15 protein-coding genes are annotated in these 14,051 nt (G+C 64.7%); 9 read left to right on the top strand and 6 right to left on the bottom strand.

The window, feature by feature from the left end:
* Nucleotides 1–48: 48 nt before the first annotated feature.
* Together NLM31_RS35230 and purE are read right to left on the bottom strand one after the other, a co-directional pair.
* On the bottom strand, nt 49–1,155 hold the full coding sequence (locus NLM31_RS35230; RefSeq protein ID WP_254195229.1) for a 5-(carboxyamino)imidazole ribonucleotide synthase: 1,107 nt from the start codon (nt 1,153–1,155) through the stop codon (nt 49–51).
* Nucleotides 1,152–1,640, bottom strand: coding sequence for a 5-(carboxyamino)imidazole ribonucleotide mutase (gene purE, locus NLM31_RS35225; RefSeq protein WP_254133856.1), 489 nt, complete (start codon nt 1,638–1,640; stop codon nt 1,152–1,154). The genes NLM31_RS35230 and purE overlap by 4 nt, the downstream gene beginning before the upstream one ends.
* Nucleotides 1,641–1,727: 87 nt before the next feature.
* Between purE and NLM31_RS35220 the strand changes: the two genes are divergently transcribed.
* Nucleotides 1,728–2,525, top strand: a complete 798-nt coding sequence (locus tag NLM31_RS35220; protein ID WP_375143607.1) for a GGDEF domain-containing protein — start codon at nt 1,728–1,730, stop codon at nt 2,523–2,525.
* A gap of 2 nt (nt 2,526–2,527) precedes the next feature.
* Here NLM31_RS35220 and NLM31_RS35215 read toward each other — a convergent pair whose 3' ends face one another.
* The 3 genes from NLM31_RS35215 to NLM31_RS35205 form a co-directional block, all read right to left on the bottom strand.
* Nucleotides 2,528–2,779, bottom strand: coding sequence for a hypothetical protein (locus tag NLM31_RS35215; protein WP_028138362.1), 252 nt, complete (start codon nt 2,777–2,779; stop codon nt 2,528–2,530).
* 22 nt (nt 2,780–2,801) lie between these two features.
* Nucleotides 2,802–3,020, bottom strand: a complete 219-nt coding sequence (locus NLM31_RS35210; protein ID WP_254133854.1) for a hypothetical protein — start codon at nt 3,018–3,020, stop codon at nt 2,802–2,804.
* Nucleotides 3,021–3,171: 151 nt separating this feature from the next.
* On the bottom strand, nt 3,172–3,378 hold the full coding sequence (locus tag NLM31_RS35205; protein ID WP_008546179.1) for a YdcH family protein: 207 nt from the start codon (nt 3,376–3,378) through the stop codon (nt 3,172–3,174).
* Between the two features lie 327 nt (nt 3,379–3,705).
* Between NLM31_RS35205 and NLM31_RS35200 the strand changes: the two genes are divergently transcribed.
* A complete protein-coding gene (locus NLM31_RS35200; protein ID WP_254133853.1) occupies nt 3,706–3,888 on the top strand; it encodes a YdcH family protein in 183 nt (60 codons plus the stop codon).
* A gap of 112 nt (nt 3,889–4,000) precedes the next feature.
* Here NLM31_RS35200 and NLM31_RS35195 read toward each other — a convergent pair whose 3' ends face one another.
* Complete coding sequence (locus NLM31_RS35195; RefSeq protein ID WP_254195228.1) at nt 4,001–5,104, bottom strand: NAD(P)/FAD-dependent oxidoreductase; 1,104 nt, start codon at nt 5,102–5,104, stop codon at nt 4,001–4,003.
* A gap of 205 nt (nt 5,105–5,309) precedes the next feature.
* On the opposite strand from NLM31_RS35195, the gene NLM31_RS35190 reads away from it, so the two are divergent.
* The 7 genes from NLM31_RS35190 (at nt 5,310) to NLM31_RS35160 (ending at nt 14,045) form a co-directional block, all read left to right on the top strand.
* Nucleotides 5,310–7,994, top strand: coding sequence for an EAL domain-containing protein (locus tag NLM31_RS35190; protein WP_254195227.1), 2,685 nt, complete (start codon nt 5,310–5,312; stop codon nt 7,992–7,994).
* Between the two features lie 33 nt (nt 7,995–8,027).
* Complete coding sequence (locus tag NLM31_RS35185; RefSeq protein ID WP_254195226.1) at nt 8,028–9,506, top strand: glycerol-3-phosphate dehydrogenase; 1,479 nt, start codon at nt 8,028–8,030, stop codon at nt 9,504–9,506.
* Nucleotides 9,507–9,558: 52 nt separating this feature from the next.
* Nucleotides 9,559–10,728, top strand: coding sequence for an ABC transporter ATP-binding protein (locus tag NLM31_RS35180; protein WP_254195225.1), 1,170 nt, complete (start codon nt 9,559–9,561; stop codon nt 10,726–10,728).
* Nucleotides 10,725–11,636, top strand: a complete 912-nt coding sequence (locus NLM31_RS35175; RefSeq protein WP_254195224.1) for an ABC transporter permease — start codon at nt 10,725–10,727, stop codon at nt 11,634–11,636. Before NLM31_RS35180 ends, NLM31_RS35175 begins: the two co-directional genes overlap by 4 nt.
* A gap of 1 nt (nt 11,637) precedes the next feature.
* Nucleotides 11,638–12,450 carry an ABC transporter permease gene (locus NLM31_RS35170; RefSeq protein WP_254195223.1) on the top strand — a complete coding sequence of 271 codons (813 nt, stop codon included), beginning with the start codon at nt 11,638–11,640 and terminating at the stop codon, nt 12,448–12,450.
* Nucleotides 12,451–12,463: 13 nt separating this feature from the next.
* A complete protein-coding gene (locus NLM31_RS35165) occupies nt 12,464–12,973 on the top strand; it encodes a DUF6622 family protein (RefSeq protein WP_254195222.1) in 510 nt (169 codons plus the stop codon).
* Nucleotides 12,974–13,061: 88 nt separating this feature from the next.
* The gene (locus NLM31_RS35160) at nt 13,062–14,045 is read left to right on the top strand and encodes a TRAP transporter substrate-binding protein (RefSeq protein ID WP_375167517.1); all 984 of its coding nucleotides are present in this window, start codon (nt 13,062–13,064) and stop codon (nt 14,043–14,045) included.
* The last annotated feature ends 6 nt before the right edge of the window (nt 14,046–14,051 follow it).

Below are 14,051 nucleotides of genomic sequence, written 5' to 3'. Positions count from 1 at the left end.
CAAAACAACAACTCAAAAAACGGGATCGCAGCTTTTGCTGCGGTCCCCTCACTTGCTTTTTGAAGGCCTGACTTCGGTGACGTGGCCCATCTTGCGGCCGGGGCGCGGCGCGCCCTTGCCGTAGATGTGAACGGTTGCGCCCGGCACGCTCAGCCAGCTCTCGTAATCATTGATCTCGTCGCCGATCAGATTGGTCATGGTGACGACCTCACCGTGACGCACCGGCTTGCCGAGCGGCCAGCCGGCAATGGCGCGGATATGCTGCTCGAACTGGGAGACCGACGCGCCGTCGAGCGTCCAGTGTCCGGAATTGTGCACGCGCGGAGCGATCTCGTTGACCAGCACCTTCGGCCCGGTGCCGCTGGCGAGCACGAACATCTCCACCGCCAGCACGCCGACATAGTCGAGCGCGGTCGCGATCTTGCCGGCGATGCTGCGCGCCTCTTCGGCGAGCGAATCCGGGATCGGCGCCGGCGCGCGGGAAATCTTCAGGATGTGGTCGCGGTGTTCGTTCTCGGTGACGTCGAAGCATTCGACCTGGCCCGAGGCCGAACGCGCGGCGATCACGGAGATCTCGCGCTCGTACGGGATGAAGGCTTCCAGGATCGCCGATTTGGTGGCGAGGCTGGTCCAGACTTTCGCGATGTCGTCGCCTTCGCGGATGATGGCCTGGCCCTTGCCGTCATAGCCGAAGCGGCGGGTCTTCAGCACGGCGGGAAGCCCGATCTTGACGATGGCCTCGCGCAACGAAGCCACCGAGGTGACGTCGGCGTAAGCGGCAGTGCCAATCCCGAGCCTTGTGACAAAATCCTTTTCGGCGAGCCGGTCCTGGGTGGTCTCGAGGATCTTGCGGTTCGGCAGCACCGGGCGGCGCGCATCCAGCACCATGGCGGCGGCGGCCGGCACGTTCTCGAATTCGTAGGTGATGACGTCGACGTCGTGCGCGAACATCTCCAGTGCCTCGACGTCGGCATATTCGGCGCAGGTCGCGTTCAGCACGACGTCGAAGGCCGGCGAATCCGGATCGGGCGAGAACACCTGGCAGCGCAGGCCGAGCCGTGCGGCGGCCATGGCCAGCATCCGTCCGAGTTGTCCGCCGCCGAGGATTCCGATGGTGTCGCCGGGCTTCAGCTTCACCTGCTTTGCGTCAGTCACGCCTTGTCCTCCGGGCGCTCGGCAACGGCCTCGGTCTGGGCCTTGCGCCAGGCGGCCAGGCGGTCGGCGAGGGCCGGATCGGACAGCGCCAGCACGGACGCTGCGAGCAGCGCCGCGTTGATCGCGCCGGCCTTGCCGATCGCGAGCGTGCCGACCGGAATGCCGGCCGGCATCTGAACGATCGAATACAGCGAATCGATGCCCTTCAGCGTCCTGGACTCGACGGGCACGCCGAACACCGGCAATTCCGTCAGCGCCGCGGCCATGCCGGGCAGATGCGCCGCGCCGCCGGCGCCGGCGATGATGACCTTGAAACCGGCCGCCTTGGCGCCCTTGGCGAAGGCAAAGAGCCGGTCGGGGGTGCGGTGTGCCGAAACGATGCGGGCGTCGGAGGTGATACCAAGCGCTGTGAGCGTGTCGGCGGCGTGCCGCATCGTCTCCCAGTCCGACTGGCTTCCCATGATAATGGCGATCGGCGCGGTCATGACGTCAATTGTGCTCGGAAAACAGAAGGATAGGCCAGATTAACGGTTCCGGCCGGCGGCTCGCAAGGCGGTGGCAAGGAGAAGGGAATGCACTATCCTGTCTTGGTGAATCCCCGCAAGCCTTCATTGAGCAGGATGCCCATGAAGAAACCAAAAAGGGCGACCGCGGCGAAGGCCCAAAAGGGCCGAAAAACCAGCGGAAGCCGAACGAAAACTGCACCCAAGCGGGCTGTGGCGCCGCCTCGCGCGCGGGCAGTCCGTGCTGCCAAGGGGACGAGGAAGGAAACCAGGAAAGAGCCGAGCGAGGATACCAGCAAGGCGACCATCCGCGCCCTGCGAACCAAGCTCACGCAGGCGCTGCGGCGTGTCGTCGAGCTCGAGGCGGCGGCCGACACCGATTTCCTGCTGGACATCCCCAACCGGCGCGGCTTCGAGCGCGAGCTCCAGCGCGCCGTGGCCTACATGAAACGCTACCGCGCCAGCGGCGCACTGATCGTGCTCGACGTCGACCGGCTGAAGCCGATCAACGATTCCTTCGGCCATGCCGCCGGCGACGAGGTGCTGAAGGCAATTGCCGCGACGCTGACACGGCAGATCCGCGCCTCCGACGTGGTCGGACGTCTCGGCGGTGACGAGTTTGCCCTGCTGTTGTGGAATCTCAGCGAGACCGATGCCAAGGCGAAGGCCGCGATCTTCGAGCAGGCGATCGACGAATTGTCCTTTGTCTTTCGCGGCCAGCACGTGACGGCGGGCGCTTCCGCCGGCGTCGCGTTGCTCGGTGCCCAGTCCGATGCCGTCCGCGCGCTGGAGGAGGCCGATGCCGCCATGTATGTGCGCAAGGCCCGCCGGCGGCACGAGCCGCGGATCAGGCTCGTGAGCAACTGATCCTACAGCGTGGCCAGATCTTCCGGCACGTTGCCGAATCTGCGCAGCAGCGTGGCGTCACCGAATTCGCCGGTCATGGGATCGCCGCTGCGGCTGAACGCGACCGCGCCGATATGGCCGGCACCGCGCGACAGGGCCTCGGCGCGTCGCAGCGCAGCCGTCGAGCTCTGACACTCCTCGGCGGCGCCCGCGACGGGCGATCCGTCGGCATCGATCAGGAAAGGCATTGCAACGTAATAGGTCACATCCGACATGGCGTTGCTCCGGTGATCAGAACTAGGCGGCGCCGCTCTTGCCCCGCGTCCAGCTGCGCGAGGTCTCGGGAATGCAGCCGGCGGAGATCGCGGCCTGCAGCTCTTCCAGTTCGGCTTCCAGATATTCGTTGGCCATGATCAGCGCCTTGATGGTGCTGCGCAGATTGCCGTCACACATCGCGATCGCCTGATCGCAGGCTTGCTCGTAATAGCTGTTGTCGAGAAGGGCGGGGACTGACATCTGCGGTGTCCTTGCGGGTTGTGCGTGCAGGTTTTTCTTGGGCGCTTTCTTGGGCGTTTCCTGGGGCGTCGGCGGCGGGATTTATGTTCCTCTTTTGTTCTTTTTGAGTCAAGCGGATTCATGTGGGCCGCAAGCCGCGACCGCTCGCGGATCAGGCGATGATGTCAGGCGTGATCTGGTCTTCGATGAAGGCGATGCGGTCGCGCAACAACAGCTTGCGTTTCTTCAACCGCTGTAACCGCAATAGGTCGGGGGCGGGCGATTGATGCAGTGCATCGATCGCCGCATCGAGATCTCGGTGTTCCTGCTGCAACCGGGTGAGCTCGGCTTCGAGCTCACGCTCGTCTTCATTGGTCATGTTTGCGGTGGCCGAAAACCGATTAGCTTGAGATTAAGGCTGTGGATGCCCTGTGGAAATTATCGTCCTTGCGCGGCGTGATCGCAAGCGATCTGCGACCTTCGCGCACCGCTCTCTCGCAAGATATTTCAACGATTCGCAGCAGTGTCGCGCAAGCGCATTGATATCATGGATCTTTCACCGCGTGGTTCCTTACTCACGCTTCATTACATATGAATTTTCAAAAATGACGCTGCGACGACGGATATCCATCGACAGAACGAATCGACGGTGTACACTTCTTCGTCCGGATCGAATCCAAGGTCACCCCTACCGAGGAGGTTTCGAATGACAATTCAGGCACATCTGGTTGAATTGGAACGGAAGCACAAAGTTCTCGAAAACGAATTGCACGAAGCTCTCGTGCACCTTTCAACAGACGACCTGCAAATTGTTGAGTTGAAGCGCCGGAAGTTGATGGTCAAGGACCAGATCGAGCGTCTGAAGCAAACCGGCGACACGCTTCACTAGTAACCCCCGTAACAGCGTAAAGTTTGATCGTATCCTTTCAGGCAGGGATGAGAGCGTTTGCGCTCGTCCCTGCTGTTAGGTGCGCGCCGTGCAATGATCGTTGCGCGGCCGCTTAGATTTCTGCGAGCTCTGCGACGTGGTCCGCGATCGCGAGCGACGATGTCAGTCCCGGCGATTCGATGCCGAACAGATTGACCAGACCCGCGACACCATGGTCGCGCGGACCCTGCATCAGGAAATCCTGGGTAGCCACCGCCGGCGGCACGATCTTCGGGCGGATGCCCGAATAGCTCGGCATCAACGCGCCGTCGGGAAGCGTCGGCCAGTATTTGCGGATCGCAGGATAGAAGCGCTCGGCGCGCGACGGATCGACTTCATAGTCGATCGTCTCGATCCATTCGACGTCGGGGCCAAAGCGCGCCTGTCCCGCCATGTCCAGGGTGAGATGCACGCCGAGCCCGCCGGGCTCGGGCACGGGATAGATCAGGCGCGAGAACGGTGCGCGCGCGTTACAGCTGAAATAGTTTCCCTTGGCGAGATAGGCCGGCGGAATCCGGTCGATCGGCATGCCGTCGATGTGGCGTGCCACGGTCGTCGCCGAAAGCCCGGCGGCGTTGACGAGCAGGTCGCATTGCAGCGTCATCGGCGCTTCGCCGCCGGCTTCGATCTCGATCACACCAGCGTCTGCCTTGGCGCGGATCAGCGGCGTGTGAAACGCAAAGGCTGCGCCGGCTTCTTCGGCCTCGCCGCGCAGCGAGAGCATGTAGGCATGGCTGTCGATGATGCCGGTCGACGGCGAGAGCAGCGCGGCATCACAGGCCAGCGCCGGCTCCAGCGCGCGCGCCGCCTCGCTCGAGAGCAACTGCATGTCGAGCACGCCGTTGGCCTCGGCATGCGCCTTGATCGATTGCAGCTTCTCGGTTTCCTTTGCATTGGTCGCGACGATCAGCTTGCCGCAATTCTTGTGCGGGATACCGCGCTCGCCGCAATAACGGTAGAGCGCGTGCTTGCCGCTGACGCACATGCGCGCCATCCAGCTTCCGGCGCGGTAGTAGATCCCGGCATGGATCACCTCGCTGTTGCGTGAGGAGGTGATGGTGCCGATGGCCTCGGCCTCTTCGAGCACGATCACTTCGCGCCCGGCCTGGGCCAGCTTCCGGGCCACCGCGAGCCCGACGACGCCGGCTCCGATGACGACGCAGTCGACCCTATCCATGGTTGTGCAGAAGTCCCGTTGAAGTTGCCGAGAGGGCCGGTTTGCCTGGGAAACGGGCCGCGCGGCCGTTGTCCATTAAGGAAGCATTTATCATGTCAGGGCAATTGCCGTATTTCGCGTCACATTTTTCTGTTGGGCGTACAGGCGTTTACCCGATCCAAACCCGTGAAGCCAGACAATCCGCAGTTGAAATCGCGGGTGGCTGATGGCTGAGAAGAACTGGCAGGAAGGCAGCATGCTTCCGATTGCTGTGCAGGCCGTCGTGTGCCTGGCCAGCGCGGTCGCGCCTTCGCGTGCCTATGCCGACAGCTTCAGTCCGTCGCGCTTTCTTGGCGATCTCGATCCCAATCTGGTCTGGGAAGCCCTGATCGGGGGCGTCGTCGTCTGCGCGTTCCTGGCCGCCATCGCATTGTGGATCCATTCCGCGCTGCGCCGGAGCAAGCGGTCGCAGTTGCGACGCAACGCCTTCGTCTCCTCCGCCATGAACAATCTCAACCAGGGCGTGGTGATGACGGATGCGCAGCGGCGCATCATCTTCTGCAACGACCGCTATATCGAGATCTACGGCCTGACGCGCTCGGACCTGTGGACCGGCATGACCGGCTACGACATCCTCGAGTTGCGGCGCCGGCGCGGGGTCCTTGCCGTCTCCGATGACGACTTCTACGAGAAGGCGGCAAGCTCCAACGGGCTGATCAGCGAATTGCCTGATGGCCGCGCCATCCTGGTCAAGTATTTCGTGCTGCCGAACGGCGGCTCCGTGGCCACCCATCTCGACGTCAGCGAGCAGCGCAAGCTGTCGCGGCAGCTCGCCTCGACCAAGCAGTTCCTGGAAACGGTGCTGGACAACGTGCCGGCCTGCGTGGCCGCGAAAAACATCGAGGACGGCCGCTACATCTTTGCCAACAGTGCCTATGAGCGGTTCTGGGGCTTTTCGCGCGATGAGGTCGTCGGCAAGAATGCCCGCGAGCTGTTCGGCCCGAAATCGGCGGCGAGCATCGAGGCGACCGACCGGGCCGCGCTGCTGGCGCCGGAGGGACAATATCGCAACGAATTCGAGGTCGAGGTCGAACGCGACCAGGCCCGGCGCATGGTGGCCTCGATCCGCATCGTGGTGCGCAACGAGAGCAACAAGCCGGAATTCCTGCTGGTGGTGTTCGAGGACATCACCGATCGGCAATCGCTGTCGGTGGAGCTGGAGAACACCAAGAAATTCCTCGAGCTGGTGGTCGACAATATCCCGGTGGCGCTGATCGTGGAGCAGGTCAAGGATGGCCGCTATCTGCTCGCCAACCGCAGCGCCGAGACGATCCTCAACCGCAGGCGTGAGGAAGCCACCGGCCTGACCGCCTCCGACATCTTCAATGCCAAGGAAGCCAAGCTGATCATCGCGCGCGACGAGGCCGCGATCAAGAAGCGCGGGATGATCACCGAGGAGCACCCGATCTCCACCAAGGACGGCCTGCGCCTGTTCCTGACCCGGCGCGCCACGGTGCTCAACGACGCCGGCCAGCCGGAATATCTGATCAAGACCCACGAGGACGTGACCAACCGCCGGCAGACCGAGTCGCGGATGGCGCACATGGCCTATCATGACGGCCTCACCGATTTGCCGAACCGCGCCGCCTTCCTCCAGGCGTTGAACCAGATGATCGAGGCCTGCGAGGGCACCGACGAGGAGTTCGCGGTCCTGTGCGTCGACCTCGACGGCCTCAAGGAAGTCAACGACGTGTTCGGCCATGCGCTTGGCGACAAGCTGCTGATCGAGGTGGCCCAGCGGTTCCAGGACGCCGCACGTGGCGGCCTGGTGGCGCGCCTCTCCGGCGACGAGTTCGGCCTGATCATCGATGGCAAGCAGCCCGATGCGGGTCTTGCGCTGGCGCAGCAGCTCGGCGACGCGCTTGCGCCCGAATTCCACATCGACGGCCGCGCCGTCCGTGCCGGCATCACCACCGGCATGTCGATCTTCCCGCACAATGGTCCCGACGGTGCGGCGCTGCTCGCCAACGCCGGTGCCGCTCTGTTCCGTGCCAAGCAGAAATCGCGCGGCACCATCAGCCTCTACCAGCCCGAGATGGACCAGCAGATCCGCGACCGTCGCGTGCTGCACCAGGATCTGTCGAAGGCGATCAAGAACGGCGAGCTGTCGCTGGCGTTCCAGCCCCAGGGCATCGCGCGCGACAGCGTCGCCGAGAGCGAGATCATCGGCTTCGAGGCCCTGGCGCGCTGGCAGCATCCGGTGCGCGGCCAGGTCTCGCCGGCCGAATTCATCCCGATTGCGGAAGAAAGCGGCCTGATCGTCGAAATGGGCGAATGGATCCTGCGCGAGGCTTGCCGCGAGGCGGCGTCGTGGCCGAAGCCGCTGCAGGTCGCGGTCAATCTGTCGCCGGCTCAGTTCATGCGCGGCGACGTGGTCGGGCTCGTCCATGCGATCCTGATCGAGACCGGGCTTGCCCCCGGCCGGCTCGAACTCGAAATCACCGAAGGCGTGCTGATCGAGGACTTCGATCGCGGCCTGGCGCTCTTGCGCCGCCTGAAGGCGCTGGGCGTCCGTATCTCGATGGACGATTTCGGCAGCGGCTATTCCTCGCTGAGCTATCTGCAGGCATTCCCGTTCGACAAGATCAAGATCGACCGCGCCTTCATCATCAATCTCGGCCGGAATCCGCAATCGGCCGCGATCGTCCGTGCCGTGATCGACCTCGGTCACGGCCTCGAAATGTCGATCATCGCCGAGGGCGTCGAGACCATCGACCAGCTCGCTTTCCTTGCCAGGGAAGGCTGCGACGGTGTGCAGGGCTATTTGCTCGGCAAGCCGCTGCCCATCGGGAAATATGCCGACCTCGTCGGCCGCGTCGAAGCCATGGAGCTTGCGCTCAAGACCGGCTAGTGAGAAGGGCGCATCGCTCCCTTCGACGGCTTCATGGCAGATTACGACCTCGCGATCATTGGTGGCGGCCTGAACGGCGTCAATCTCGCGCGCGATGCGGCGGGGCGCGGGCTGCGCGTCATTCTCATCGAGCAGGGCGATCTCGGCGGTGCCGCGTCATCGGCGACACCGCGGCTGATCCATGGCGATTTATCCGTGCTGGAGCGCCGCGGCTTCTGGCGGGTGCGCCGGGCGCTGGCCGAGCGCCGGACCTGGCTTCGGATCGCACCGCATCTGGTGCGGCCGATGAGCTTTGTGATCCCCGCCCATTCGGACGAACGTCCGCCATGGCTGTTGCGTGCCGGATTATACGTTTATGACGCCCTCACGAACCGCGGCGGCCTGCCCGGATCGGCCACCCTCGACATCACCCATCATCCGGTCGGCAACGCGCTGAAACGGCCGTTCGGCATCGCGTTCGAATATGCCGATTGCGTCGTCGACGATTCGCGCCTGGTGGTGCTCACGGCGCTGGATGCCGCCGAGCGCGGCGCTGTGATCCTGACCGGGGCGCGATGCGTGCGTGCCGACAGGACCGACACCTGGCGGCTCGCGCTGGTCGATCGCGGCCATCGCCGCGTCGTCACGGCACGCGCGCTGGCCAATGCCAGCGGCGGCTGGACGGCAATGGTCGCAGAGACCGTGCTGCGGCAGCCGCAGCAGGCCCTGGCGGCCATGCAGATGAGCCAGATCGTCGTGCCAAGGCTGTTTGAGTCCGACAACGTCTATGTGTTCCAGAACAGCGACGGACGGCTGATTTTTGCCAGCCCGTTCGAGCGTGATTTCACGCTGGTCGGCACGGTCACGCACGATTTCACCGGCGATCCCGCCATCGTCGCGATGCCGGGCGCCGATGTCAGCTATCTCTGCGAGGCCGCGAGCCGCTATTTTCGCGAGCGTGTTGCCCCGACCGACGTCGTGCGCACGGTCTCCGGCGTCAATCTGACGCCCGCGTCCGGACGGCGCGGCGACGGCACGACGCTGTTCCACGCGCGCCGGCGCAAGGCGCCGCTGCTCACGATGTTCGGCGGCGACGTCACCACCTCGCGGTTGCGGGCGGAGCGGGCGGTGACGCGCCTGACGCCGTTCTATCCGATGTCGCCGCGCTGGACCGCCGGCGCCGCACTGCCCGGCGGAGATTTTGCCTGGGATCGTTTCGAGACCGAGGTCGACCTCGCGCGCCACCGCTGGCGCTTTCTCTCCGAGACGCAGGCCCGGCGCCTGGTCGCGGCCTACGGCTCGCGATTGCCGGCCGTGCTAGGCGAGGCGAAGACCCGCGAGGAGCTGGGCCCGGCCTTCGGCGCGGACCTGACCGGCGCCGAGGTGCGCTATCTCATGGCCCGCGAATGGGCGCGCTTTCCAGAAGACGTTCTGTGGCGCCGCTCCAAGCTCGGCCTGACCATGCCGGCCGCGGACCGTGACGCGCTGGCCGCGTTCATGGCGGGTGTGAACGATCCGCCTCGAACCGGTTGAGCAAAGGCCGATCCGCCGCTAGCGTGCGGCGGCATTGGGGTTGGCAGGGACCATGACTGACGAGTTGTCTGGAACGGGCGCCGCGGCCAAGGCGGCTGGAGATGCGATTCCTGCCGCGGGTGAGCCGTTGCTGCGCATCGAGGGTGTGGCCAAGACGTTCGGGACGTTCCGTGCGGTCGACGGCGTGTCGCTCGACATCAAGGCCGGTGAGTTCTTTGCGCTGCTGGGCCCCAGCGGCTGTGGCAAGACCACGCTTCTGCGCATGCTCGCGGGCTTCGAGGCGCCGGACGAAGGGCGCATCCTGCTCGGCGGCAAGGACATCGCGCAGGCTTTGCCGCACGAGCGCCCGATCAACATGATGTTCCAGAACTACGCGCTGTTTCCGCATCTCTCGGTCCGCGACAACATCGCCTTTGGCCTCAAGCGCGCACGCATGGCGCGCGCCGATATCGCGACGCGCGTGGCCGAGATGGTTGCGCTGGTGAAGCTCGACGGGCTGGAGAAGCGCAAGCCCGATCAGCTCTCGGGCGGCCAGCGCCAGCGCGTCGCGCTGGCTCGCGCGCTGGCGCGACGGCCGCAATTGTTGCTGCTCGACGAGCCGCTCGCAGCCCTCGACAAGAAATTGCGCGAAAGCACGCAAGGCGAGCTGATGGAGCTGCAGCGCCGGCTCGGCATGACCTTCATCATCGTCACCCACGACCAGGAAGAGGCGATGACGATGGCTGATCGAATCGGCGTGATGAACGCCGGCAAGCTCGCCCAGGTCGCGGGCCCGCGCGAGCTTTACGAGGCACCGCGCTCGCGCTGGATCGCGGAGTTCGTCGGCGACATCAATCTGTTCGACGCCGAGTCCAAATTGCGCGACGGTCATCGCCTGGTCGTCGGCACGCGCGATGCGGGTACGCTGGTGGTGGCCGAGCCGCGCCAGCCCCTCGGCGACAGCAGGTTTTCGGTCGCGATCCGCCCCGAGAAGGTCAAGCTGTCGCGTCGTGGTCCCGTGAGCGAGGCCGGTCATGAAAACGCGATCAACCGGCTGGATGGCGTGATCGCCGACATCTGCTATCTCGGCGGCATCACTACCTACAAGGTGAAGCTCGATACCGGCGGCATGGTGCGGGCGTCCGTCGCCAACAGTGCGCGCCTCGATGTCGATGCCCATAGCCTGAACCAGCAGATCGTCGCCTGGTTCACGCCCGACGATTGCGTGGTGCTGCCGTCATGAGCGCGCGCCGGATTTTCGCGCGACCGGCGCGCTTTGCCGCGATCGCGCCCTATGTCTGGATGGTGCTGTTCTTCCTGGTGCCGTTCGGCTTCGTGCTGAAGATAAGCCTGTCGCAGACGGCGATCGCGCAGCCGCCTTACGAGCCGGTGTTCGACCTGACGGCCGGGTGGTCCGCGATCCGGGCGGCCTTTGCTGCGCTCTCGATCGACAATTTCAAGCTGCTCGCCTCCGACGACATCTACGTGTTCGCCTATCTGCGCAGCCTCACCGTTGCGGTGACGGCGACCGCGTTGCTGCTGCTGATCGGCTATCCCATCGCCTACGGCATGGCGCGGCTGCCGAAGCGTTGGCAAGCGGTGGCGATGGTGCTGGTGATCGTGCCGTTCTGGACCTCGTTCCTGATCCGCATCTATGCCTGGATCAATATCCTCCAGCACGACGGCCTGCTCAATCAGATCCTGCTGGCGCTGCACCTGGTCGGCGAGCCGGTGGTGTGGCTGTCCACCGATACCGCGATGTATATCGGCATCGTCTATTCCTATCTGCCGTTCATGATCCTGCCGCTCTACGCCACGCTCGCCAAGATGGAGCCGGCATTGGAGGAGGCCGCAAGCGACCTCGGTGCGCCGCCATGGCAGGTGTTCTGGCTGGTGACCTTCCCGCTGTCACTGCCAGGCGTCGGTGCCGGCGTGCTGTTGTGCTTCATCCCGATCGTCGGCGAGTTCGTGATCCCGGATCTTCTCGCCGGCTCCAATTCGCTGATGATCGGCCAGACCCTGTGGCTCGAATTCTTCACCAACAAGGATTGGCCGGTCGCCTCGAGCGCGGCGATCGTGCTGCTGGTGGTGCTGCTGCTACCGCTGCTGCTCTACGAGCGGCTGCAGCGGCGGCAATTGGAGGAGCGGTGAGATGCGCAAATTCTCCCGCCTGTCCCGCTTCAACATCGCTTCGCTCGCGCTCGGCCTCGGCTTCCTCTATCTGCCGATCCTCATTCTCGTCATCTATTCCTTCAATGCCTCGCGGCTGGTGACGGTGTGGGGCGGCTGGTCGCTGCGCTGGTATCGCGAGCTCTTTGCCGACCGGGCCATGATCGAGGCGTCCTGGATGAGCCTGCGGGTCGCGGTTGCGTCCGCGACCATCGCCACGCTGATCGGTACGCTGGCCGCGGTGGCGCTGTCGCGTGGCGAACGCTTTCGCGGCCGCACGCTGTTCTCCGGCATGCTCTATGCGCCGCTGGTGATGCCGGAGGTGATCACGGGATTGTCGCTGTTGCTGCTGTTCGTGGCGCTGAACGCCGAGCGCGGCTTTTGGACCGTGACGATTGCCCACACCACGCTGACGATGTGCTTCGTTGCCGTCGTGGTGCAGTCGCGCCTCGGTTCGCTCGACCGCTCGCTGGAGGAGGCGGCGATGGACCTCGGCTGCGCGCCCGTTCGGGCCTTTCTGTCAGTGACGCTGCCGCTGATCGCGCCCGCGATCGTCGCCGGATGGATGCTCGCCTTCACCCTCTCGCTCGACGATCTCGTGATTGCGAGCTTCACCACCGGGCCCGGCTCGGCGACGCTGCCGATCCGGATCTATTCCGAGGTGCGGCTGGGCGTGAAGCCCGAGATCAATGCGATCTGCACGCTGGTGATCGCCCTGATCGCGGTCGTCATCGTCATCGCCTCGCTTGCCTCGAAGCTGTCGAGCTCGCAGGGCGAGAGCGCAGCACCGCTGTGATCCGGAGGTCGTCATGATGTTCGCCTATCAGATCCTGATCCATACGCCGCCCTGGGTCTGGATCCTGCTCGCTTACCTGGTCTGGCAGGGCATCAAGGCGATGCAGCCGCGCAAGGTCGCGATCTGGCGCGCGCTGATCGTGCCCATCGTGTTCATCGTCTGGGGCGTCTCGCGGATCGGCTTCGGGCAGCAGGATACCCAATGGCCGATCGTCGCGTGGATCGTGGCGGCCCTCGTGCTTCTGCCTCTCGGCGTGCTGACGCCGCGTCCGTTCGACGTGGATCACAAGACCGGAGAAATCATCCGTCCGGGCAGCGCGTTCGCACTGATCCGCAATCTCGTCGTTTTCACTCTGCAGTACACGGTGAGCGTGATCTCTGCGATCGATGCGGGCGACCGCGCGGTGGCCATCATCGTCGGCCGCGCCATCTCGGGCGCTACCGCCGGCTATTTCTTCGGCTCGATGATCGCGCTGCTGCTCGCGTATCGGCGCAAGAGCGCGGAGAGCCGTTCCGGGAGCTGACTTGCGGCGCTCGGGCACCGCCTGGAATCTAGGTTAACAGTTCATATAGCTTATCTGGCTATCGTCGCCTCGCTTGGGGAAGAGGGCGATGAAGCGATTCTATATTGGTGTGGCCAGCACGGCGCTGGCATTGTTGTGTCTTGCCGTTCGGCCGTCGGCTGCCGCGACGCAGATGGTGTCGCTGGTGTACAACGGCTCGCCGCAGTCGCCGCAGCAGATCGGCTCGGACGAATTTCGCCGCAAGCTTGCCGAGGTCGCGCAGGGACGAATCATCCTCGATGCGCGGGCCGGCAACGCCTTGGGCAGCGAGACGGCGATCCTGGCCGCAATGCGCAGCGGTGTGGTCGACATGGCGACGCTGTCGGGCTCGGTGGTCAGCTCCGCCGTTCCTGAATTCGGCGTCTTCGACGTTCCCTTTCTCTTCCGCGATGCCGCGCAAGCCAAGGCGGTTGCGGACGGGCCGGTTGGCGCCCTGTTCGCCAAGCATTTCGCCGACAAGGGGTTGGTGCTGCTCGCGATCGGCAAGCAGGGCTTTCGCAATGTCACCAATTCGAAGCGACCGATTCATTCGCCCGCCGACCTCCAGGGGTTGAAGATCCGCGTCCTGCCGAACGAGGTCTATCAGATGACCTTCAAGGCGCTCGGCGCCGAGGTCGTGCCGATGGAGTTCACGCTGGTGTATTCCGCGCTGAAGGACGGCCGCATCGATGGGCAGGAGAACCCGGTCGCGACAATCGCCGCCAGCCATCTCGAGGAGGTGCAAAAATACGCCAGCCTCACCGGTCATTTCTTCGCCCCCATTGCTTTCGTCGCCAATCGCGAAGTGTTCCAGGCCCTCGCGCCCGCGGACCAGGCCGCCATCATCGCCGCAGCAAAGGCCGGCGCGGAGGCGACCTGGAAGAGTGGCGTCGCGGAAGAGGCGAAGAAGATCGAGGAGCTTCGCAAGGGCGGCATGGAGATCACCGAGAAGGTCGACCGCCAGCCCTTCATCGATGCCGTGAAGCCATTGGAGCCCGAATTCGAGAAGCGCTTCGGCAAGGATCTGCTCGCCCGGATCCGGGCTACGCCGTAATTCTCC

The sequence above is a fragment of the Bradyrhizobium sp. CCGUVB4N genome (assembly GCF_024199945.1).
Lineage (GTDB): Bacteria > Pseudomonadota > Alphaproteobacteria > Rhizobiales > Xanthobacteraceae > Bradyrhizobium.
Note: the sequence above shows the minus strand (reverse complement) of the source record. Positions and strands in the feature narration are given on the sequence as shown.